Annotated in this window: 15 protein-coding genes; 5 read left to right on the top strand and 10 right to left on the bottom strand. The window is 63.6% G+C overall.

All coding sequences use genetic code 11. The features are described from left to right. Positions 1–81: 81 nt before the first annotated feature. Positions 82–798: a DUF2968 domain-containing protein gene (locus tag QFZ91_RS09005; RefSeq protein WP_176365766.1), complete on the bottom strand. Its 717-nt coding sequence runs from the start codon at positions 796–798 to the stop codon at positions 82–84. Positions 799–1,213: 415 nt separating this feature from the next. Between QFZ91_RS09005 and QFZ91_RS09010 the strand changes: the two genes are divergently transcribed. Continuing rightward, positions 1,214–1,699 carry a DUF2147 domain-containing protein gene (locus tag QFZ91_RS09010; RefSeq protein ID WP_176365765.1) on the top strand — a complete coding sequence of 162 codons (486 nt, stop codon included), beginning with the start codon at positions 1,214–1,216 and terminating at the stop codon, positions 1,697–1,699. A gap of 162 nt (positions 1,700–1,861) precedes the next feature. On the opposite strand, the gene QFZ91_RS09015 is transcribed toward QFZ91_RS09010, so the two are convergent. The 6 genes from QFZ91_RS09015 to typA all read right to left on the bottom strand — a co-directional run bounded on the left by QFZ91_RS09015 (position 1,862) and on the right by typA (position 11,673). After that, the gene (locus QFZ91_RS09015) at positions 1,862–2,299 is read right to left on the bottom strand and encodes a transposase (RefSeq protein ID WP_368717255.1); all 438 of its coding nucleotides are present in this window, start codon (positions 2,297–2,299) and stop codon (positions 1,862–1,864) included. A gap of 98 nt (positions 2,300–2,397) precedes the next feature. Further along, positions 2,398–3,495, bottom strand: a complete 1,098-nt coding sequence (gene zapE / locus QFZ91_RS09020) for a cell division protein ZapE (RefSeq protein WP_429567029.1) — start codon at positions 3,493–3,495, stop codon at positions 2,398–2,400. A gap of 88 nt (positions 3,496–3,583) precedes the next feature. Continuing rightward, complete coding sequence (gene lpdA / locus QFZ91_RS09025) at positions 3,584–5,014, bottom strand: dihydrolipoyl dehydrogenase (RefSeq protein ID WP_176108907.1); 1,431 nt, start codon at positions 5,012–5,014, stop codon at positions 3,584–3,586. Between the two features lie 139 nt (positions 5,015–5,153). After that, positions 5,154–6,434: a 2-oxoglutarate dehydrogenase complex dihydrolipoyllysine-residue succinyltransferase gene (odhB, locus tag QFZ91_RS09030; protein WP_176108908.1), complete on the bottom strand. Its 1,281-nt coding sequence runs from the start codon at positions 6,432–6,434 to the stop codon at positions 5,154–5,156. A gap of 142 nt (positions 6,435–6,576) precedes the next feature. Continuing rightward, the gene (locus QFZ91_RS09035; RefSeq protein WP_429567030.1) at positions 6,577–9,438 is read right to left on the bottom strand and encodes a 2-oxoglutarate dehydrogenase E1 component; all 2,862 of its coding nucleotides are present in this window, start codon (positions 9,436–9,438) and stop codon (positions 6,577–6,579) included. A 405-nt stretch (positions 9,439–9,843) separates the two neighbouring features. Then, complete coding sequence (gene typA / locus QFZ91_RS09040) at positions 9,844–11,673, bottom strand: translational GTPase TypA (RefSeq protein ID WP_176108910.1); 1,830 nt, start codon at positions 11,671–11,673, stop codon at positions 9,844–9,846. A 324-nt stretch (positions 11,674–11,997) separates the two neighbouring features. Between typA and QFZ91_RS09045 the strand changes: the two genes are divergently transcribed. The 4 genes from QFZ91_RS09045 to QFZ91_RS09060 all read left to right on the top strand — a co-directional run bounded on the left by QFZ91_RS09045 (position 11,998) and on the right by QFZ91_RS09060 (position 17,008). Then, positions 11,998–12,513 carry a MarR family winged helix-turn-helix transcriptional regulator gene (locus QFZ91_RS09045; protein WP_176108911.1) on the top strand — a complete coding sequence of 172 codons (516 nt, stop codon included), beginning with the start codon at positions 11,998–12,000 and terminating at the stop codon, positions 12,511–12,513. Between the two features lie 52 nt (positions 12,514–12,565). Then, a complete protein-coding gene (locus QFZ91_RS09050) occupies positions 12,566–14,086 on the top strand; it encodes an efflux transporter outer membrane subunit (RefSeq protein ID WP_429567031.1) in 1,521 nt (506 codons plus the stop codon). Positions 14,087–14,169: 83 nt separating this feature from the next. Beyond that, positions 14,170–15,411, top strand: coding sequence for an EmrA/EmrK family multidrug efflux transporter periplasmic adaptor subunit (locus tag QFZ91_RS09055; RefSeq protein WP_429567032.1), 1,242 nt, complete (start codon positions 14,170–14,172; stop codon positions 15,409–15,411). A gap of 34 nt (positions 15,412–15,445) precedes the next feature. Further along, positions 15,446–17,008 (top strand): DHA2 family efflux MFS transporter permease subunit, encoded by a 1,563-nt coding sequence (locus QFZ91_RS09060; RefSeq protein WP_368717251.1) that lies wholly within the window; start codon positions 15,446–15,448, stop codon positions 17,006–17,008. Positions 17,009–17,130: 122 nt separating this feature from the next. Here the strand turns inward: QFZ91_RS09060 and truB are convergent, their stop codons facing one another. The 3 genes from truB to infB all read right to left on the bottom strand — a co-directional run bounded on the left by truB (position 17,131) and on the right by infB (position 21,658). Then, entirely contained in the window at positions 17,131–18,066 is a 936-nt protein-coding gene (truB, locus tag QFZ91_RS09065; RefSeq protein WP_429548708.1) for a tRNA pseudouridine(55) synthase TruB, read from the bottom strand. A 78-nt stretch (positions 18,067–18,144) separates the two neighbouring features. After that, the gene (gene rbfA, locus QFZ91_RS09070) at positions 18,145–18,510 is read right to left on the bottom strand and encodes a 30S ribosome-binding factor RbfA (RefSeq protein WP_008922231.1); all 366 of its coding nucleotides are present in this window, start codon (positions 18,508–18,510) and stop codon (positions 18,145–18,147) included. 220 nt (positions 18,511–18,730) lie between these two features. Next, entirely contained in the window at positions 18,731–21,658 is a 2,928-nt protein-coding gene (infB, locus tag QFZ91_RS09075; RefSeq protein ID WP_429567033.1) for a translation initiation factor IF-2, read from the bottom strand. Between the last annotated feature and the right edge of the window lie 45 nt (positions 21,659–21,703).

The following is a 21,703-nucleotide window of genomic DNA, read 5'->3' on the forward strand; positions in this document are numbered from 1 at the left end:
CGGTAACGCTCGCGGACGGGACGGACGGCGCATCGGTTTGCGCGCCGTCCCGCCCCTCCACCGAGGCTCACATCGTCGTGCTCAATGCAGCGGCAAGCCGCTCTCGAGCTGACGCTGCAGGTTGCGGACCTGACGCTGCGCGACGCGCAACTGATCCTGCGCCGCGGCCTTCTGCTGCGCCAGCTCGGTCGCCTCGGCGCGCTTCTGCTCCTGCTGGCTCGCGACGATGCTCTGCTGCTGACGCGCGACGTCGAGGTCGGCCTGCAGCCGGCTCGCGCGTTCCTGCGACAACGCGACCAGGCGCTGCGTGAACGCCTTCTGCGCTTCGAGTTGCGTACGGCGGATCTCAACGTCCGACAACTGCATCGTCTGCCGCGCGAAATCCTTGTAGATCAGCTCGGCGCGCCCGGCGTCCTGCGTCTTGATCACGCGCCAGAAGTTTTTCTGTTGGAACAGCGCGACGTAGTAGGTCATCTCCTTGCCGTAGAACAGCAGGCTCGCGCCATAGCTGCCGTTATACGTGGTGCGCAATTCGCTCAGATCCGAGCCGTGGATCATCTGCTGCAATTCAGCCACGTTCCCGGTGGCGGATTGCCGGCTTTCATCCGGCGTCAGCGCAGTGGTCTCTGCCTGGCCGCCCTGCGACGTGTCGGTCGGCGCGCTCGTGGGACCCGGCTGGGACACGATCGTACCGCTCGCATCACTGTTCTGCAGAGCCTGTGCATTCGCGCCCTGAAGGGCCCCCATTACGATGCATGCGGCCAGAGCAATCTTTCGTAGCTTTGACTTTCGGTCCATGTGACACCTGTTGAACAGATCTTGTTTTAGTAGGAAACGGGGAATTATTACTCAATTTCGCGAGTTCCGGGCTCTTCGTCGAAAATATGGCAGTTGCGCGTTTGCTCCCTTGGCGGCGCGGTACTACAGCCTCGATCTTTTCGTCGCGAAAGCGGTCATGGATGCGCTGGTGGACAGCGCATCAACGCGAGGCTCTTCCGAATAGCTGAATTGACACACCTCCGAAGTACCGCGTGCCGATTAGAAGCTCCTCTATCAAACGGCGCATGCACTTTCGCGTATTCTGCGCTGGCGATGCAAACGGCACGCCGTTAGCATGGTCCCGCATCGCGAAGACTGGTGCCGCAGATCCGACCACGATGCCCATAATGCCGCGCGACCACGATCGCGCCGTCTCATATCAAGGAGGAAGGTAATGACTCGATTCACTCAACGTGCGCGCGCGCTCGCGCTGCGCACCGCCCGTCACGCCGCGCTCGCCGGCGCCCTGCTCGCCAGCGCCGTGACCGCGATGGCGCAGACTGAGACACCGATCGGCACGTGGCAAACCATCGACGATCATACGGGCCAGCCGAAAGCGCTCGTGCAGATCACACAAGACGCCAATGGCGAATTGAACGGCAAGGTCATCAAGGGTCTCGGCGCGAACGACCAGCCGGATCGCCGCTGCAGTGCATGCACCGACGCGCGCAAGGACCAACCGATCCTCGGCATGACCATCATCAACAGCATGAAGAAAGATGGCGACGCGTGGGATCATGGCCAGATTCTCGATCCTGAAAACGGCAAGGTCTACAAGTGCAAGATGCATCTCGAAGACGGCGGCAACAAGCTCGTGGTGCGAGGCTATATTGGCGTCGCGCTGCTCGGCCGCTCGCAGACGTGGATCCGGCAGCAGTGAGCTTCGACGCGGGGCCCATGTGCGGCGCCTCGCACATTGCCTGAATGATCGCCTCATGCCGCAACGGTGGCGCGCTCAGCCCCAGCAGGTACAGCATAAAAAAACGGCCGGCGATCAACAATCGCGCGGCCGTTCTTCATTGGGGCAAGTTGTTTGCGAGGGTCATGCTGCCTGCTTGAACGATGCAGCGTAACCTAGCGGCGTCGCCGGCACCGACGTGGCGGGCGGAACACGGAACGCCGCGGCTGCGCGACGGGCCGCGGCGCGCTTGTGCTGCGCGCTCGCGTGCGTGCGCATACGCGCTTCCATCAATCTGCAGAGATCTTCGCTCGCGGTACCGAGCAGTTGTTCCGTCACGTGTTTGAGCACGCCCGATTGGTACCAGGACTTGAAGCGGCGATGACAGGTCTGATACGACGGGTAGCGGCGCGGCATGGTGGACCAGGTGGCGCCGCTATACATGACCCAAAGCACGCCGTTGAGCACTGAGCGGGTATTGGCAAGCGGACGGCCACGCATTTCGCTACGCGGCCGGAGTTCGGGCAGCAGTGGCGCAACGCGCTGCCATTCTTCATCGGTGATTTCGCGGTACGAGTTCATGCTTCCTCCTTTGTCAGAACAACGACAAAAGATAGCCAGTCACCCGCGCGCGGAATATAAGACCACTCCGATTCCTAAAAACTGTCGTACGCCGATGCTCAGGTTAGAGACGTGTCGACGATCCGGCGAGGTGTGTCGAGATACTCCTTCGACTGCATCTCGACGATTCGCGACACCGTCCGCGTGAATTCGTTGGCCATCGGGCCATCGACGTACAACTCCTCCGGCGGCACCGCGGCCGACATCAGCAGCTTGACCTTGTGGTCGTAGAACACGTCGATGAGCCACGTAAAGCGGCGCGCTTCCGACGCCATGCGCACCGACATCTGCGGCACGTCCGACAGGATCACCGCGTGAAACCGGGTCGCGAGTTCGAGGTAGTCGTTTTGCGAGCGCGGCCCGCCGCACAGCGTCGCGAAGTCGAACCAGACGACGCCGTCCGCGCGGCGCAGCGCCTTCAGCTCGCGCTTCTCGATATGCAGCAGCGGACTTTCGTCGGGCACCGCGGCGAGGCGCGCGAAAGCGTCGCGCAGCGCCTTGCCGGCAGCGGCGTCCAGTGGCGTGTGATAGACCTCGACCTGGGCCAGCGTGCGCTGGCGATAGTCGATCCCCGCATCGACGTTGACCACGTCGAGCCTCTGCTTGATCAGCTCGATCGCGGGCAGCATGCGGTCGCGATGCAGGCCGTCCGGATACAGCGTGTCGGGCGCGTAGTTGGACGTCATCACGAACTGCACGCCGTTCTCGAACAGCTTGTCGAGCAGGCGATACAGGATCATCGCGTCGGCGATGTCCGACACGTGGAATTCGTCGAAGCAGATCAGCCGATAGCGCTTCGCGATGCGACGCGCGAGTTCGTCGAGCGGATCGGCGCGGCCCTTGAGTTCTTCGAGCTCGCGATGCACTTCACGCATGAACTCATGGAAGTGCAGACGGGTTTTGCGATGCAACGGCACGATCATGTAGAAGCTGTCCATCAGGAAGCTCTTGCCGCGGCCCACGCCGCCCCACATGTACACGCCGCGCGGCAGATCCGGGTGAATGATCAGCTTCCTGAACGCGTTCGAGCGGCGCGCCTTGTATCCGGTCCACTCTTCATAGCACCGCTGCAGGCGGTCGACCGCCGCGCGCTGCGCCGGATCGGATTGATAACCTCGCGTCTGCAGTTCTTTTTCGTAGTATTCGGTGACGTTCATCGTGTTGCTGCAAAAAGAAAGGCGGGAGGGAGTGAACCCCGCCCGCCTTTGGTGATGCCAAGGTTGCGTTTCGGTCGGGCGTGCGCGCTTACATGTTCAGCGCGCGCTTGTCGACGGCGAGTGCCGCTTCACGCATGACTTCCGACAGCGACGGGTGCGGATGGCAAATCCGGCCGATGTCTTCCGACGCCGCCTTGAACTCCATCGCCACCACGGCTTCCGCGATCAGGTCCGATGCGTTTGCCGAGATGATGTGCACGCCGAGCAGTTCGTCGGTCTTCGCGTCGGCGATCATCTTGACGAAACCGTCCGCCTTGTTGATGCCGAGCGCGCGGCCGTTCGCCATGAACGGGAACTGGCCGGTCTTGATCTCGCGGCCTTCGGCCTTCAGCTGCTGCTCGGTCTTGCCGACCCACGCGATTTCCGGCTCGGTGTAGATCACCCACGGAACGCAGTTGTAGTCGATGTGCGGCTTCTGACCGTCGATCACTTCCGCGACCATCACGCCTTCGTCTTCAGCCTTGTGCGCGAGCATCGGGCCACGCACCACGTCGCCGATCGCGTACACGTTCGGCACAGCCGTCGCGCAGTGGTCGTCGACGTCGATGAAGCCGCGCTCGTTGGCCTTCAGGCCGATCGATTCGAGGCCGAGGTTGTCGGTGTTCGGCACGCGGCCGACCGACACGATCAGGCGGTCGGCTTCGAGCGTCTGCGCGTTGCCGTCCTTGTCCGTATAGGCGATCGTCACGCCGTTCGCGCCCGTCTTCACTTCGCCGACCTTCACGCCGACGTGGATGTCGAGACCCTGCTTCTTGAACTGCTTGGCCGCTTCCTTCGACAGCGCCTGGTCAGCCGAGCCGAGGAATTCCGGCAGCGCTTCGAGCACGGTCACGTCGGCGCCGAGACGGCGCCACACCGAGCCGAGCTCCAGACCGATCACGCCTGCGCCGATCACGGCGAGCTTCTTCGGTGCCGTGTCGAACGACAGTGCGCCTTCGTTGTCGGCGATCAGCTTGTTGTCGACCGGGATGCCCGGCAGATGACGCGCCTTCGAACCCGTCGCGATGATCACGTTCTTCGCGGTGACGACTTCGGTTTCACCCTCGCCGCTCACTTCGATCTGCACGCCGGCGTCGGTCTTGCCAGTGAACTTGCCGTGGCCCTTGAGCCACGTGATCTTGTTCTTGCGGAACAGGAATTCGATGCCCTTGGTCATCTTCTCGACGATGCCGTCCTTGCGGGCCATCATCTTCGAGATATCGACCGAGACGTTATCCACCGAGATGCCGTGGTCGGCGAGGTGATGCGACGCGTTTTCAAACTCTTCCGACGACGCGAGCAGCGCCTTCGACGGAATGCAGCCGACGTTAAGGCAGGTGCCGCCAAGCTTCAGCGCGCCGGCCGGGTTCTTCCACTTTTCGATACATGCGACGGTCTTGCCGAGCTGCGCTGCGCGGATGGCGGCGATGTAACCGCCAGGGCCTGCGCCGATCACGACGACGTCAAATTCTTTGGACATGACAATCCCTTTGATAGCGGAACGGCGCCGGACCACCCAAGGTGGCGCGCGCCGTTCCTGTACTGCGGAATGCGAGATACGTACTGACTAGATGGCGCCGGTTTGCGGATTCACAAGCCGGCGCGGTCCGAGCGGGCGCTTACAGGTCGAGCAGCAGACGTGCCGGATCTTCCAGCGCGTCCTTCATCGCGACCAGCGACAGCACGGCTTCGCGGCCGTCGATGATACGGTGGTCGTACGACAGCGCGAGGTAGTTCATCGGGCGGATCACGATCTGGCCGTTTTCGACCACAGCGCGTTCCTTGGTGGCGTGCACGCCGAGAATCGCGGACTGCGGCGGGTTGATGATCGGGGTCGACAGCATCGAGCCGAATACGCCGCCGTTCGAGATCGAGAACGTACCGCCGGTCATTTCTTCGATCGACAGCTTGCCGTCCTTCGCCTTCTGGCCGAATTCGGCGATCTTCTTCTCGATGTCGGCGAGGCTCAGCTGATCTGCATTGCGCAGGATCGGCACCACCAGACCGCGCGGCGAACCGACCGCGATACCGATGTCGAAGTAGCCGTGATAGACGATGTCGTTACCGTCGATCGACGCGTTCACGAGCGGGAACTTCTTCAGCGCATGAACGGCCGCCTTCACGAAGAACGACATGAAGCCGAGCTTCACGCCGTGTTCCTTCTCGAACTTGTCCTTGTACTTGTTGCGCAGATCCATGACCGGCGCCATGTTCACTTCGTTGAACGTCGTGAGGATGGCGTTGGTTTGCTGCGACTCGAGCAGACGCTCGGCGATACGCGCACGCAGACGCGACATCGGCACGCGCTGTTCCGGACGGTCCTTCAACCACTGGTCGGCCGATGCCGGAGCCTTGACGTCCGGCAGCGACGGCTTCGCAGCCTTCGGTGCGGCAGCCGGAGCCGGTGCAGCCTTGGCAGCCGGAGCGCCTGCGGTCAGCACGTCGCCCTTGGTGATGCGGCCGTCGCGGCCCGTGCCGGCGACGTCGCCAGCGGCCAGACCCTTCTCGGCCATCAGCTTGCCGGCAGCCGGCGAAGCTGCGGTGTTCGAGCCCGTTGCGGCAGCAGCCGCAGTTGTCGACTGCGCCGCCGGCGCGGGAGCCGCTGCGGCGACCGGAGCCGGCTTCACTTCGGCTTCGACAGCGGCGGCGCCTGCGGTGCCTTCGGTGTCGATCTTCGCGATCACCTGGTCCGCCGTGACCGTGTCGCCGTCGTTCGAGATGACTTGCGCGAGCACGCCTGCTGCCGGAGCCGGCACTTCGAGCACGACCTTGTCGGTCTCGATTTCGATGAGGATTTCGTCCTGAGCGACAGCCTCGCCGGGCTTCTTCTTCCACTGCAGCATGGTCGCTTCCGAAACCGACTCGGAGAGCTGGGGAACCTTGACTTCAACAATAGCCATTATGAGTATCCTGAATACGTATCGGGTGACGGCGCTTCATCGCGACCGCCTGCGAACCACGAGCGCCGCGCCTGAATCTCATGGGATCGTTCGGCGCGGCGCGGGAAAAACGCACTGCGTTTTCCCGGGCTCGTCTGTTTTTTTACTTGGCGAGCGACGCGCTCTTGAGGCGGCCGAAAGCGCCTTCGACCAGCGCCTTCTGCTGCTCGTAGTGCTTCGCGTAGTAGCCCACCGCAGGCGAAGCCGAAGCCGGACGGCCGCTGTACGCCAGCTTCTGCCCTTCCTTCATGCCTTCCTTCAGATGGTGCTCGATGTAGAACCACGGGCCCTGATTCTGCGGCTCGTCCTGCACCCACACCACTTCGGTTGCGTTGTCGTACTTCTTCATTTCCGCTTCGAACTGCTTGTGAGCGAACGGATACAGCTGTTCGATACGGACGATCGCGACGTCGTTCACCTTCGCTTCGCGGCGATGCGCGACCAGGTCGTAGTACACGCGGCCCGAGCAGACCAGCACGCGCTTGACCTTCTTCGCGTCGATGGTTTCGTCCACTTCGCCGATCACCGGCTGGAACGAACCCTTCGCGAGTTCCGACAGATCCGACACGGCTTCCTTGTGACGCAGCAACGACTTCGGCGTTGCGACGATCAGCGGCTTGCGGAACAGACGGATCATCTGGCGACGCAGCAGGTGGAAGATCTGCGCCGGCGTAGTCGGCTGTACGACCTGCATGTTGTGGTCTGCGCACAGTTGCAGGAAACGCTCGATACGCGCCGACGAGTGCTCCGGACCCTGGCCTTCGTAGCCATGCGGCAGCAGCATCGTCAGGCCCGACACGCGGCCCCACTTCACTTCGCCCGACGAGATGAACTGGTCGATTACGACCTGCGCGCCGTTCACGAAGTCGCCGAACTGCGCTTCCCACGCGACGAACGTATTCGGTTCAGCGGTCGAGTAACCGTATTCGAAGCCAAGCACCGCTTCTTCCGACAGCACCGAGTCGATCACCGTGAACTTCGCCTGACCTTCGGCGATGTTCTGCAGCGGCACGTAGGTGCCGTCGTTCCAGCGCTCGCGGTTCTGGTCGTGCAGCACCGCGTGACGGTGCGTGAACGTGCCGCGGCCCGAATCCTGGCCGGTCAGACGAACTGCGTAGCCCGATGCGACCAGCGATGCGAACGCGAGGTGCTCGCCCATGCCCCAGTCGAGCTTCGCTTCGCCGCGGCCCATTGCGCGACGGTCGTTGATCACGCGCTCGACGAGCGGGTGAACCTTGAAGTTTTCCGGGATCGTGGTGATGCGCTCGGCGAGGCGCTTCAGTTCCGCCAGCGGCACGGCCGTGTCGGCCGAGTCGGTCCACTTGCGGTTCAGGAACGGCACCCAGTCCACCGCGTACTTGCTCTTGTAGTTCGAGAGCACCGGGTCGACCGTGTGATGGCCTTCGTCCATTGCCTTACGGTAGGCCTTGACGAATTCCTCGCCTTCGTCGGCCTTGATGACGCCCTGCTGCACGAGCTTTTCAGCGTACAGCGCACGCGTGCCCGGGTGCTTCGAGATCGTCTTGTACATCAGCGGCTGCGTGACCGCCGGGGTGTCCTGCTCGTTGTGGCCGAGCTTGCGGAAGCAGACGATGTCGACGACGACGTCCTTGTGGAACTGCATGCGGAAGTCGATCGCCATCTGGATGGCCAGCACGACCGCTTCGGGATCGTCACCGTTCACGTGCAGCACCGGCGCTTCGATCATCTTGACGACGTCCGAGCAGTACAACGTGGAGCGCGAATCGCGCGGGTCCGACGTCGTGAAGCCGATCTGGTTGTTGATGACGATGTGCAGCGTGCCGTGCGTGCCATAACCGCGCGTTTGCGCGAGGTTCAGCGTTTCCATCACGACGCCCTGGCCTGCGAACGCCGCGTCGCCGTGGATCTGCACCGGCAGCACCTGGACGCCGTTTTCGTCGCCGCGGCGGTCCATACGCGCCTTCGCCGAGCCCTCGACCACCGGGTTGACGATTTCGAGGTGCGACGGGTTGAACGCGAGCGACAGGTGAACCGGACCGCCTTCGGTCGCGACGTCCGACGAGAAGCCCTTGTGGTACTTTACGTCGCCGGCCGGCAGATCGTCGACGTGCTTGCCTTCGAATTCGGCGAACAGGTCGGCCGGCATCTTGCCGAGCGTATTGACCAGCACGTTCAGACGGCCACGGTGAGCCATCGCGATGACGATTTCCTGAACGCCGCGCAGACCGCCGTGACGCACGACTTCGTCCATCGCCGCGATGAAGCTTTCGCCGCCTTCGAGCGAGAAGCGCTTCTGGCCGACATACTTGGTGTGCAGGAAACGCTCGAGGCCTTCGGCGGCCGTCAGGCGGTTCAGGATGTGCTTCTTCTTGTCGTTGCTGAAGTTCGGCGTCGAACGGATCGATTCGAGGCGTTCCTTCCACCAGCGCTTCTGTTCCGGATCGCTGATGTACATGTACTCGGCGCCGATCGTGCCGCAGTACGTGTCGCGCAGGGCTTTGACGATCTCGCGCAGCGTCGCGCGCTCGAACCCGAAGTACAGATTCGTTGCGCTGAACTCCTGGTCCATGTCGGCTTCGGTGAAGTCGTAGAACGCGGGCTCAAGCTCGGGGATCGCGGGACGTTCGCGGCGCTTCAGAGGATCGAGATTGGCCCATTGCGAGCCGAGGAAGCGATATGCGCCGATGAGGGACTGGACGTAAACCTGTTTGCGGGCGGTTGCGAGATCTTCGCCGCCGGTAGTTGCGCGCGGCAGGAAGGCATTGGCCTTGGCGCGCTGTGCAAACGATTCGACGATCGGGCCGTGGGCCACGTCGTTGGCGTTGCTGCCATCCGATGCAGGCACGTTCTGCAACGCATCGAAATAGCTGCGCCAGGTCTCGGGCACTGACGCCGGATTATCGAGATACGCTTCGTACATTTCTTCAACGTACGGAGCATTGCCGCCGAACAGATAAGAGTTCGACTGGAATTGCTTCATCATTTTTACGCTCACCTTTCTTCGAGTTTCTCGAGAAATAGCGGGTTACAGAACCTTCCGCGACACGGCCTGACCGTTTAGCGGATTGCGCGAATCAAGTCTTGCTTGGAAGGACCTAAAACTTTGCACCCGGGAGCATAGCACAGAACGAATAGCCCAGATAGCGGACAGCACACGCGGCAAAGCCAGTGATGGCGGGCGTTTCGCGGGTGACGGGGTGCTTCTTCACAGCGCGCAATAGTGTTCTGTAGAAAATGAGAAGGCGAATTGCGCAATAGGTGTCTACACCTGTGCCGCCCGGACGGTGCCGGGCATGATGCAGCGCCACACGTGTCGATGCGCCGATAACGAAAAAGCCACCCGAAGGTGGCTTCCGTTTCCTGCTATCCAGACGGATTCGAAACCCGCTTATTCGCCGGCAACCTTGTTGCGGCTCGCGCTGCGGCGCTCATGTTCCTTCAGGTAGCGCTTGCGCAGACGGATCGACTTCGGCGTGACTTCGACCAGCTCGTCGTCGTCGATGAACTCGACCGCGTATTCGAGCGACAGCTGAACCGGCGGCACGAGACGCACGGCTTCATCGGTGCCCGACGCGCGCACGTTGGTGAGCTGCTTGCCCTTGATCGGGTTCACGACGAGGTCGTTGTCGCGGCTGTGAATGCCGATGATCATGCCTTCATATAGCGCCTCGCCCGGCGACACGAACATGCGGCCGCGATCCTGCAGCTTCCACAGTGCGTACGCGACTGCCGCGCCGTCGTCCTGCGAGATCAGCACGCCGTTGCGGCGCTCGCCGACCGCACCTTCCTTGACCGGCTGGTATGAATCGAACGTGTGGCTCATCAGACCCGTGCCGCGCGTCAGCGTGAGGAATTCCGACTGGAAGCCGATCAGACCACGTGCCGAAATACGGTACTCGAGACGCGTGCGGCCACGGCCGTCCGACGCCATGTCGAGCATTTCGCCCTTGCGGCGGCCGAGTTCTTCCATCACGCCGCCCTGGTGGGTGTCCTCCATGTCGACGGTCAGGTTTTCGTACGGCTCGTGCTTCTCGCCGTTGATTTCCTGCATCACGACACGCGGACGCGACACGGCCAGCTCGTAGCCTTCGCGGCGCATGTTTTCGACCAGAATGGTCAGGTGCAACTCACCGCGGCCTGCCACTTCGAACGTGGTTTCGTCGCCGGTATCGCGCACGCGCAGCGCGACGTTGTGGTTCAGCTCCTTCATCAGGCGATCGCGAATCTGACGGCTGGTGACGAACTTGCCTTCGCGGCCCGCGAGCGGCGACGAGTTGACGAGGAAGTTCATCGTCAGCGTGGGTTCGTCGACGGTGATCATCGGCAGCGCTTCCGGCTGCTCCGGCGAGCAGATCGTCACGCCGATGCCGACTTCCTCGATACCGTTGATCAGCACGATGTCGCCCGCTTCAGCCGAATCGACCTGCACGCGATCGAGACCCTTGAACGACAGCACCTGGTTGATCTTGCGATTGAGGATTTCGCCTTCAGGGCCCGAGCGCACCGCGACGGCCATGCCCGGCTTGATGCGGCCGCGCGTGATACGGCCAATGCCGATACGGCCGACGTACGACGAGTAGTCGAGCGACGTGATCTGCAGTTGCAGCGGACCTTCCGGGTCGGCCGGGCGCACCGGCACGTGCTGAAGGATTGCCTCGAACAGCGGACGCATGTCGCCGTCGCGCACGTCAGGCGTGAGACCCGCATAGCCGTTCAGCCCCGACGCGTAGACGATCGGGAAGTCGAGCTGCTCTTCGCTCGCGCCGAGCTTGTCGAACAGGTCGAAGGTCTGGTTGATCACCCAGTCGACCCGCGCGCCCGGACGGTCGACCTTGTTGATCACGACGATCGGCTTCAGGCCGAGCGCGAGCGCCTTCTTCGTGACGAAACGGGTTTGCGGCATCGGGCCTTCCACCGCGTCGACGAGCAGCAGCACCGAGTCGACCATCGACAGCACGCGCTCCACTTCGCCGCCGAAGTCGGCGTGCCCCGGCGTGTCGACAATATTGATGTGCGTGCCTTCGTACTCCACCGCGCAGTTCTTCGACAGGATCGTGATGCCGCGCTCTTTTTCGATGTCGTTCGAGTCCATCACGCGCTCGGCGATCTGCTGGTTCTCGCGGAACGTGGCGGTCTGACGGAGGAGCTGATCGACGAGCGTGGTCTTGCCGTGGTCGACGTGAGCAATGATGGCGATGTTGCGTAGGGCGCGGGTCATAGGAAACCTGAAGACGGTTGAGTGCGCCGCTTGCTTATGCTGCTGGTTGAGAAGCCAAACCACGACAACAAGCCCAAAGCGCACTTTTGGGAACCCAAAATTATAGCACGCGCGGATGATCCTTTCTGGTATTCCCCGATAGACCGTACGCCCTCCGCCCCCGCTGACTTCGCGAATTCCGCGTCGCCCGCGCCCTACGCCGATCCGTGCGGCATCTTACTTGAGCAGGAAATAATCCTTGCCTAAGCTGTATTTACGCTTGTCGTGTCAATCAACAGCCAGCTATACTAATGCCTAGTCAACCATTGCAATCGCACGAGAATCATGACGGAGCCGTCCAACGAACCCACGCCGGATCTCAGCGAGTATCAACTCGGCGAAAGCGTCGGTTATCTCATCTCGCGGGTGAAATCGACTCTGCACAATCTGGTTACGCAGCGCAGCATGGCCGAGCTCGGCATCACTAGCCAGCAAGGCAGCATCCTGTTCATGGTGGCGAGCGGCAAATGCCTGCTCGCGGCCGAGTTGGCGCGTGAATATGGTATCGACGCAAGCGCCGTCACGCGCCTGATTGACCGGCTCGAAAAGCGCGGCCTGCTCACGCGGGTGCGCAGTAACGAAGACCGGCGCGTCGTGCGCCTCGCCTTGACGCCGGAGGGCAATGCGATCGCGGCCCGCATGCCGGCAATTTTCAACGGCGTGCTCGATACCCTGCTGAACGGGTTCACCCCGGAGGAAGTGGGCTTCCTGAAGAGCATGCTGCGCCGCGTGCTCGCCAATTCCGGCGAACACACGGGACTTTCCCGCGATGCCTCAAGCCATCCCGATAACAAATCGTAATAGCTTGCTTGCTGCATCCATCAATACATTCCACTCAAAGAAGAGTCGAGCGATGAAATCCCTTCCCCTGTCCGCGCCCGCGCTGTCGAGCCGGGCTGCTGTCGCCGCCGCGGTGACGGCGCTCGCCCTCACAGGCTGCGCGAACTACATCGGCGTCAAGAGCGACAAGCAGATCGCCTCGCCGACGCAGTATGAGTCGACGCAGAGTCTGCCCAACGAGGGCGGCCAGTGGCCATCGCTCGACTGGGCCAACCAGTTCGGGGACCCGCAACTGCCGAAGCTGATCGCGGAAGCGCTCGAGGGCAGCCCGTCGATCGCCCAGGCGCAGGCGCGGCTCGCGAAGGCTTCGTCGTATATCGAAAGCTCGCGCTCGGCGCTGTTCCCGAAGGCCGAATTAAGCTATTCGTGGACCCGCGAACTGTACTCGGCGAACGCCCTCTTCCCGCCTCCGTTCGGCGGCAGCTGGTTTAGCGAGAACAACGTGCTCGCGAGCGCGTCGTGGGATCTCGACCTGTGGGGCAAGAATCGTCAGCGCCTCGGCCAGGCCGTATCGCAGCAGAAAGCCGCCGAAGCCGACATGCAGCAGGCGCGCGTGACGCTCGCCGCGTCGGTCGCGAGCACCTACAACCAGCTCGCGCAACTGTATGCGTTCCGCGACATCGCCGCGCGTGAAATCGCGAACCGCCAGGACGTCGGCCGTATCACGGATAACCGCGTGACGGCCGGTCTCGACACCAACGTCGAGAAGCAGACCGCCGCCGGCAACATCGCGACGAGCCAGTCGAACCTGACCGACCTCGACGGCCAGATCACCGTCGTGCGCTACCAGTTGGGCGCGCTGCTCGGCAAAGGCCCGGACCGTGGCCTGCAGATCGACAAGCCGGTGCTCACCGGCGGCAACGTGGTCGCGCTGCCGGACAACATCCCGGCCGACCTCGTGGCGCGTCGCGCGGACATCGTCGCCGCGCGCTGGCAGGTCGAGGCCGCGATGCACGACGTCAAGGAAGCGAAAGCCGAGTTCTTTCCGGACGTGAATCTCGCGGCCGGCTTCGGCTTCGACGCCTTCGGCTGGGGCCGTTTCCTGACCTCGTCGAGCCGTCAGATCCAGTTCGGCCCAGCGATCCATCTGCCGCTCTTCGACGCCGGCGCGTTGCGCGCGCAGTTGAAGGGCCGCTACGCCGACTTCGAGGGCGACGTCGCGAACTACAACCAGACGCTGATCAACGCGCTGCAGGACGTGTCCACGCAGGTGTCGTCGATCCGCTCGATCGACCGCCAGGAAGGCGACGCCCAGCGCGCGCTCGAGGCGTCGAGCAAGGCGTACCAGCTCGCCGTGATCCGCTATAAGGCCGGGTTGTCGCCGCAACTGCAGGTGCTGACCGCGGACGACAACCGCCTCGCCGCCGAGCAGACGGTCACCGGTCTGCAGATGCGCCGCCGCAGTCTGCAGATCGGCCTGATCAAGGCACTGGGCGGCGGCTTCGACGCGACCCAGACCGGTCTCGTCGTGCCGACCGATGCTCCCGCATCGGCCAACGCCGCGAACCGCGCCACGAGCACCGCCGCGAACTGAGCGAGACCGCCCGCGCCAACCCACACGCATACACACGAACACCCGAATAAACGACGACGTTCAAAAGAACCCGGAGCACATCAATGAGCACCCCCCAGCAGCCCGCCACTCCACCGCAAGCGGCCAACAACGGCAAACGCAAGCGCATGATGACGCTGCTCGTCATCGTGATCCTGATTGCCGCGGTCGCGTACGGCCTGTACTACTTCCTCGACGCACGCTTCCATGAAGACACCGACGACGCCTACGTGAGCGGCAACGTCGTGCAGATCACGCCGCAGGTCACGGGCACCGTGATCGCGGTCAATGCGGACGACACCCAGGTCGTCAAGGCCGGCGACCCGCTCGTCGTGCTCGACCCGGCCGACGCGCGCGTCGCGCTCGAACAGGCCGAGGCCAATCTTGCGCAGGTGGTGCGCCAGGTGCGTGGCCTGTTCGCCGACGACAGCCAGTACGAAGCGCGGGTCGCAGCGAGCCAGGCCGACCTGTCGCGAGCCCAGGACGACCTGAAGCGCCGGATGACGGTGGCGCAGACCGGCGCGGTATCGCAGGAAGAAATCTCGCACGCACGCGACGCCGTGAAGAGCGCACAAGCCGCGCTCGACGCCGCCAAACAGCAACTCGCGGCCAACCGCGCGCTGACCGCGAACACCACGATCGCCAATCACCCGAACGTGCAGGCCGCCGCCGCGAAGCTGCGCGACGCGTACCTGAACCACGCTCGCAATACGCTGCCCGCGCCGGTCACCGGCTATGTCGCGAAACGCTCTGTGCAGGTCGGCCAGCGCGTATCGCCGGGCACGCCGCTGATGGCGATCGTGCCGCTGCACGACGTGTGGGTCGACGCGAACTTCAAGGAAGTGCAACTGAAGCACATGCGCATCGGCCAGCCGGTCGAACTGACGGCCGACGTCTACGGCTCGGCGGTGCCCTATCACGGCAAGGTGATCGGCTTCTCGGCCGGCACGGGCTCGGCGTTCTCGCTGCTGCCCGCGCAGAACGCGACCGGCAACTGGATCAAGGTCGTGCAGCGTCTGCCGGTGCGTATTTCGCTCGATCCGCAGGAACTGGAGAAGCATCCGCTGCGTATCGGCCTGTCGATGCAGGCTGACGTGAACATCAAGGACGACACCGGCGGCCAGCTCGGTCAGGCGCCGTCCACGGCTTACCAGACCAACGTCTTCGACAAGTACGGCGCGGAAGCCGACGCTGAAATCGCGCGCATCATCGCGGAAAACGCTGGCCAGAACGCGAACGGCGGCGCGCAGAAGTCGACCGCGGCGAGCGCCGCGGCCGCCACGAAACCGGCAGCCCACAAGAGCTAAGGCTCCGCCCGACGATTCCTAGAAGGCTCTTTTAATGGCTCAGGCTCAGGCGCAAGTCCCTCACCCGCCGCTCGAGGGCGCGCAACTGGTGATCGGCACCATCGCGGTGTCGCTCGCCGTGTTCATGAACGTGCTGGACACGTCGATCGCCAACGTGTCGATCCCGTCGATTTCCGGCGACCTCGGCGTGTCGTCCGACCAGGGCACTTGGGTGATCACGTCGTTCGCGGTGGCCAACGCGATCTCGGTACCGCTGACCGGCTGGCTCACCGACCGCATCGGCCAGGTGCGGCTGTTCATGGCGTCCATCGTGCTGTTCGTGCTGTCGTCATGGATGTGCGGGCTGTCGCCGAACCTGCCGTTCCTGCTCGCGTCGCGCGTGCTGCAAGGCGCGGTGGCCGGCCCGATGATCCCGCTGTCGCAGACGCTGCTGCTCGCGAGCTATCCGCGCGCAAAGGCGCCAATGGCGCTATCGATGTGGGCGATGACCACGCTGATCGCGCCGGTTGCCGGTCCAATTCTCGGCGGCTGGATTTCCGACAACATCTCGTGGCCGTGGATCTTCTACGTCAACATTCCGGTCGGCGCGGTCGCGGCCGCCGCGACGTGGATGATCTTCCGCAACCGCGACTCGGTGATCAAGAGGGCGCCAATCGACGGCGTCGGCCTCGGTCTTCTGATCGTCTGGGTCGGCTCGCTTCAGGTCATGCTCGACAAGGGCAAGGACCTTGACTGGTTCTCGTCGACGACGATCGTCGTGCTAGCGCTCGTCGCGGTGATCGCGCTCGCGTTTTTCATCGTGTGGGAGCTGACGGCCGAGCATCCGGTGGTTGACCTGTCGCTGTTCAGCCGGCGTAACTTCACCGGCGGCACGATCGCGTTGTCGATCGGCTATGGGCTTTACTTCGGCAATCTCGTGCTGTTGCCGCTGTGGCTGCAGACCGATATCGGCTACACCGCGACCGAAGCGGGACTCGTGATGGCGCCCGTCGGCGTGTTCGCGATCCTGTTGTCGCCGATCACCGGCAAGGTGTTGCCGCGCACCGATCCGCGCTATATCGCGACGCTGTCGTTCCTGATTTTCGCGCTGTGTTTCTGGATGCGCTCGCGCTATACGACGGGCGTCGATACATACTCACTGATGCTGCCGACGCTGATTCAGGGAATCGGCATGGCCGGCTTCTTCATTCCGCTCGTGTCGATCACGCTGTCGGGCTTGCCGGGCCATCGGATTCCGGCGGCCTCGGGGCTGTCGAACTTCGTGCGGATCATGTGCGGCGGTATCGGCACGTCGATTTTCCAGACCGCGTGGGATCACCGCACGATCATGCATCACGCCCAACTGACCGAGCAGGCCAACGCTTACAACCCGGTGTTTGGTCAGTCGATTCATCAGATGGGCGCAGCGGGCCTGGATCAACAGCAGACCTATGGTCTCTTCAATACCATGGTCACGCAGCAGGCGGCGCAACTCGGCGTGAACGATCTGTTCTTCATTTCGGCCGGTATTTTTGTCGCGCTGATCGCGCTGATCTGGATCACGCGGCCGGAACGGGCGGGTGGTGACTCGGGAGCGGCGGCGGCCGCGGCGCATTGAGTGGGTTGTTCGCGGTGTTGCTTGAGTTCGACCCGCTCCACTGTAGGGCATAAAAAAGCGGGATCGCACGATGGCGTTCCCGCTTTTTTATTGTCTGCGCCGTGCTGGCAAAACGGCGGCCTTTAGCTCTCCGTCGTCACGACCAGACGTTCGGGTGCGAGCACGCCTTCGCCCGGTTTCGCGACCCCCAGAAGCCGCCCTTGCGCCGAGTACACCCTTACCCGCGGGGCATTCACGGCATCGGCGGCGATCGTCAACGACGACAGCTTCAGGCGCTGGCCGTGCAAGAAGCGACGCGTGTCGTCGTCGTTCAGCGTGACCTGCGGGAACGTCGACAGCAACGCGTCGACCGGTTGCAGCCATGCGTCGCGTTCGGGTAGGGTCGCGTCGCTCAACGCATCGAGCGTGACCGAATGATCGAGCGTCAGCGCGCCGACGCCCGTACGGCGCAGCGCGACCAGATGCGCGCCGCAGCCGAGCGCCTCGCCGATATCCTCGGCAAGCGTGCGCACGTACGTGCCCTTGCTGCACGTCACGCGAAACGTGACATCCGGCAGCGCGCACGCAATCGGCTCGAGCGCGTGAATCGTCACCTGCCGCCCTTCGCGCTCGACCGTTTGGCCGGCGCGCGCGTACTCATACAGCGGCTTGCCGTCGCGCTTGAGCGCCGAGTACATCGGCGGAACCTGAACGATCTCGCCGATGAATCTCGGCAAGGCCGCCCGCACCGCCGCTTCGTCGCAGTCGACGGCGCGGATGTCGAGCGCCTCGCCCTCGGCATCGCCGGTGGTCGTGCGGATGCCGAGGCGCATCGTGGCCTCGTAGGTCTTGTCGGCTTCGAGCAGGTCTTGCGAAAACTTGGTCGCCTCGCCGAAACACAGCGGCAGCAAGCCGGTAGCGAGCGGATCGAGCGTGCCGGTGTGGCCCGCCTTTTTCGCCAGATAGAGACGTTTCGCGCGAACCAGCGCGTCGTTGCTCGACAGGCCGAGCGGCTTGTCGAGGAGCAGCACACCGTCGAGCGCGCGACGCGGCACGCGGGGGCGTTGAGGTGCGGTCATGTCGAGGGAGGCAGAACGTTCGGGAAACACGAAAAACGGCGCCGCGCGCTACATGGAACGCGACGGCATGGCAGACCCTCAGTCGTCTTTCGCGCGCGTGGAATTTGCCTCGTCGATCAACCGCGACATCTCTACGGCGCGCTCGATCGTCTTGTCGTAGTGGAAATGCAGCGTCGGCACCGTATGGATATGCAGGCGCTTGAACAGCAGATTGCGCAGATGGCCGGCCGCGTGCGTCAGCGCTTCGAGCGTCTGCTGCGGGTCGCCCGTCAGCGTCGTGAAGTAGACCTTCGCGTGCGCGTAGTCGGGTGTCAGCTCGACGCTCTGAAACGTGACGATGCCGATGCGCGGATCCTTGACCTCGCGCAGCAGCTCGGCCAGGTCGCGCTGGATCTGATCGGCGATCTGCACGTTGCGATTGGGAGTAGTACGTTTCTTAGGCATGGTGTTAAGTGCTCCGCTATAACGGATGCAAAAATTGGTTCGCGCGAGCTGTGTTCGTTATCCGTTCGATACAACGGCGTCGCGCTCGCCGCGGCCAGCGAGAGTCCATTTGCGACGAACGCGGCAACGAAGCCAGCGACAAACTCGACGCAGCGGGCTCAAAAACAACGGGCGGAGCGGGCGTCAAGCCCGTTCCGCCCGTTGTGCCGTGTCGCGTGGATTACAGCGTACGCGCGACTTCGGTGACCTCGAAGACTTCGAACTGATCGCCTTCGACGATATCGTTGAAGTTCTTGATCGACATACCGCACTCGAAACCCTGACGGACTTCCTTCACGTCGTCCTTGAAGCGCTTGAGCGAATCGAGCTCGCCCGTGAAGATGACGACGTTGTTGCGCAGCACGCGCACCGACGACGAGCGCTTGACGAAACCGTCCGTGACCATACAGCCCGCCACCGTGCCGACCTTCGGTACCTTGAAGACCTGGCGCACTTCGACCGTGCCCGTCACGACTTCGCGCTTCTCCGGCGCCAGCATGCCCGACATCGCCGCCTTCACGTCATCCACGGCGTCGTAGATGATGTTGTAGTAGCGGATATCGACGCCATTGGCTTCCGCGAGCTTGCGAGCCTGCGCATCCGCGCGGGTGTTGAAGCCGATGATGACCGCCTTCGACGCCGTCGCGAGGTTGACGTCCGACTCGCTGATGCCGCCGACCGCGCCATGCACGATCTGCACGCGCACTTCGTCGGTGGAGAGTTTCTGCAGCGACTGCACCAGCGCTTCCTGCGAACCCTGCACGTCGGCTTTGACGATGAGCGGCATGTACTGCACTTCGCCTTCGCCCATCTGCTCGAGCATGGTCTCGAGCTTCGCGGCTTGCTGCTTGGCGAGCTTGACGTCGCGGAACTTACCCTGACGGAACAGCGCTACTTCACGCGCCTTGCGCTCGTCCGGCATCACGATCACTTCTTCGCCTGCCTGCGGCACTTCCGACAGACCCTGGATTTCGACCGGGATTGACGGACCCGCGGACTTGGTCGGCTTCCCGGTTTCGTCGAGCATGGCCCGCACGCGACCGTAGGCGCTGCCTGCCAGCACGACGTCGCCACGGTTCAGCGTACCCGACTGGACGAGGATCGTTGCAACCGGACCCTTGCCCTTGTCGAGCTTCGCTTCGATCACGAGGCCCTTGGCCGGCGATTCGACCGGTGCCTTCAATTCCAGCACTTCGGCCTGCAGCAGCACGTTTTCGAGCAGATCGTCGATGCCCGCGCCGGTCTTCGCCGACACCGGCACGAACGGCGAGTCGCCGCCGTACTCTTCCGGCACGACGCCTTCCGTGACGAGTTCCTGCTTCACGCGCTCCGGATTCGCTTCCGGCTTGTCGATCTTGTTGATCGCGACGACGAGCGGCACGCCGCCAGCCTTCGCGTGGGAAATCGCTTCCTTTGTCTGCGGCATCACGCCGTCGTCGGCGGCCACCACCAGAATCACGATGTCGGTCGCCTTCGCACCGCGGGCACGCATCGCCGTAAAGGCTTCGTGACCCGGCGTGTCGAGGAACGTGATCACGCCGCGCGGCGTGTCCACGTGGTAAGCGCCGATGTGCTGCGTAATACCGCCCGCTTCGCCTGCCGCAACCTTAGCGCGGCGGATGTAGTCGAGCAGCGAGGTCTTGCCGTGGTCGACGTGACCCATCACGGTAACGACCGGCGGACGCGGCAGCGCTTCGGCATCGCTCGCTTCGCCTTCGACCAGCATGGCTTCCGGATCGTCCAGCTTCGCCGCGAGCGCACGGTGGCCCAGTTCCTCGACGATGATCATCGCCGTTTCCTGGTCCAGCATCTGGTTGATCGTGACCATCTGGCCGAGCTTCATCATCACCTTGATGACTTCCGAAGCCTTCACCGCCATCTTGTGCGCGAGATCCGCCACCGTGATGGTTTCCGGTACGTGCACTTCACGCACGATCGGTTCGGTCGGCGCCTGGAACGTAGTGGTCTGCTCCTGATGCTTGCCACGACCCTTCGGACCGCCGCGCCAGCCGCGATCGACGCCGCCGCTCGAATCGCCGCGCGTCTTGATGCCGCGGCGCTTCGCTGCGTCGTCCTGCCAGTTGCCGCCGCCCTTGCCGCCGGCGCCGGGCTTCTTCTTGTCGCCCGCGGACGGAGCGCTTGCGGGTGCCGGAGCCGCGGCTGCCGGCTTCCTGGCTGCCGGGCGAGCCGGTGCTTCGCCAGCCGGACGCGCCGGCTTGTGCAGCGTACCCTTGGCTTCGGCCGCCTTGGCCGGCTCAACGGGCTTCGGTGCCGGTTCCGGCGCCTTCACCTGCGCCTTGCGCGGCGTGTTCATCATTTCGCGAATCGCGCGCGCTTCGGCCTCGGCTGCCGCGCGGCGCTTGGCGATTTCTTCCTGTTCGGCGCGCGCCTTTTCGGCCGCGACACGCGCGGCGTCTTCCGCTTTCTTCGCGGCTTCGCGTTGCGCTGCGCGTTCAGCTGCCGCGCGCTGGTCGTCCTGCTCGCTCGACTTCGCGGCGGCCGGCGCTGCCGCTTGCGCGGCCGCCTGCTGGGCCTTCTCTCGAGCCGCCGCCTCGGCCGCCGCCGTTGCGCGCTTCTTCGCTTCTTCTTCCGCGCGCTGACGCTCGGCTTCCGCAGCCTGCTCGCGCGCCTGACGCTCGGCCTCTTCGCGCTCGAGCTGTTCCTGACGCGCCTTCAGCTCCTGCGCCTGCTTTTCCAGCAGCTCGGCTTCGTGACGTGCTTCTTCCTCACGACGCTGCAGTTCGAGATCTTCGACGTCCGCGCTTTCGGCCACATGATTCGATGCATCCCCGCCTTCCGCGACGGTCTCGTCGCGGCGGACGAACGTGCGCTTCTTGCGCACCTCGACCTGAATGGTGCGAGCTTTGCCCGTCGCATCGGACTGCTTGATTTCCGACGTATGCCGTTTCGTCAGCGTGATCTTGCGCTTGTCCGCGTCAGTCGAGCCGTGAGACTTGCGCAAGTGGTCGAGCAGACGCGCCTTGTCCGCCTCGGACAGGTTGTCGTCTTCGCTCGCTTTTGTGACGCCCGCCGCCTGCAGCTGCTCGAGCAGCACGCCTGCAGGCATTTTCAGTTCCGCGGCAAATTGGGCTACGTTGTTACTCGCCATTCATTCCTCTTAATGCAAGGACCGATTCCTTGCGGTTAGCATCGT

Source organism: Paraburkholderia sp. JPY419 (assembly GCF_050435705.1).
In the GTDB taxonomy this organism is placed as follows: Bacteria; Pseudomonadota; Gammaproteobacteria; order Burkholderiales; family Burkholderiaceae; genus Paraburkholderia; species Paraburkholderia youngii.

Bases quoted from the DNA above. Each gene is read 5' to 3' on its own strand.
- lpdA (WP_176108907.1), bottom strand. From the start codon at position 5,014: ATGTCCAAAGAATTTGACGTCGTCGTGATCGGCGCAGGCCCTGGCGGT.
- QFZ91_RS09055 (WP_429567032.1), top strand. From the start codon at position 14,170: ATGAGCACCCCCCAGCAGCCCGCCACTCCACCGCAAGCGGCCAACAAC.
- QFZ91_RS09035 (WP_429567030.1), bottom strand. From the start codon at position 9,438: ATGATGAAGCAATTCCAGTCGAACTCTTATCTGTTCGGCGGCAATGCT.
- QFZ91_RS09015 (WP_368717255.1), bottom strand. From the start codon at position 2,299: ATGAACTCGTACCGCGAAATCACCGATGAAGAATGGCAGCGCGTTGCG.
- odhB (WP_176108908.1), bottom strand. From the start codon at position 6,434: ATGGCTATTGTTGAAGTCAAGGTTCCCCAGCTCTCCGAGTCGGTTTCG.
- rbfA (WP_008922231.1), bottom strand. From the start codon at position 18,510: ATGCCTAAGAAACGTACTACTCCCAATCGCAACGTGCAGATCGCCGAT.
- infB (WP_429567033.1), bottom strand. From the start codon at position 21,658: ATGGCGAGTAACAACGTAGCCCAATTTGCCGCGGAACTGAAAATGCCT.
- QFZ91_RS09050 (WP_429567031.1), top strand. From the start codon at position 12,566: ATGAAATCCCTTCCCCTGTCCGCGCCCGCGCTGTCGAGCCGGGCTGCT.
- QFZ91_RS09005 (WP_176365766.1), bottom strand. From the start codon at position 798: ATGGACCGAAAGTCAAAGCTACGAAAGATTGCTCTGGCCGCATGCATC.
- QFZ91_RS09010 (WP_176365765.1), top strand. From the start codon at position 1,214: ATGACTCGATTCACTCAACGTGCGCGCGCGCTCGCGCTGCGCACCGCC.
- QFZ91_RS09045 (WP_176108911.1), top strand. From the start codon at position 11,998: ATGACGGAGCCGTCCAACGAACCCACGCCGGATCTCAGCGAGTATCAA.
- QFZ91_RS09060 (WP_368717251.1), top strand. From the start codon at position 15,446: ATGGCTCAGGCTCAGGCGCAAGTCCCTCACCCGCCGCTCGAGGGCGCG.
- zapE (WP_429567029.1), bottom strand. From the start codon at position 3,495: ATGAACGTCACCGAATACTACGAAAAAGAACTGCAGACGCGAGGTTAT.
- typA (WP_176108910.1), bottom strand. From the start codon at position 11,673: ATGACCCGCGCCCTACGCAACATCGCCATCATTGCTCACGTCGACCAC.
- truB (WP_429548708.1), bottom strand. From the start codon at position 18,066: ATGACCGCACCTCAACGCCCCCGCGTGCCGCGTCGCGCGCTCGACGGT.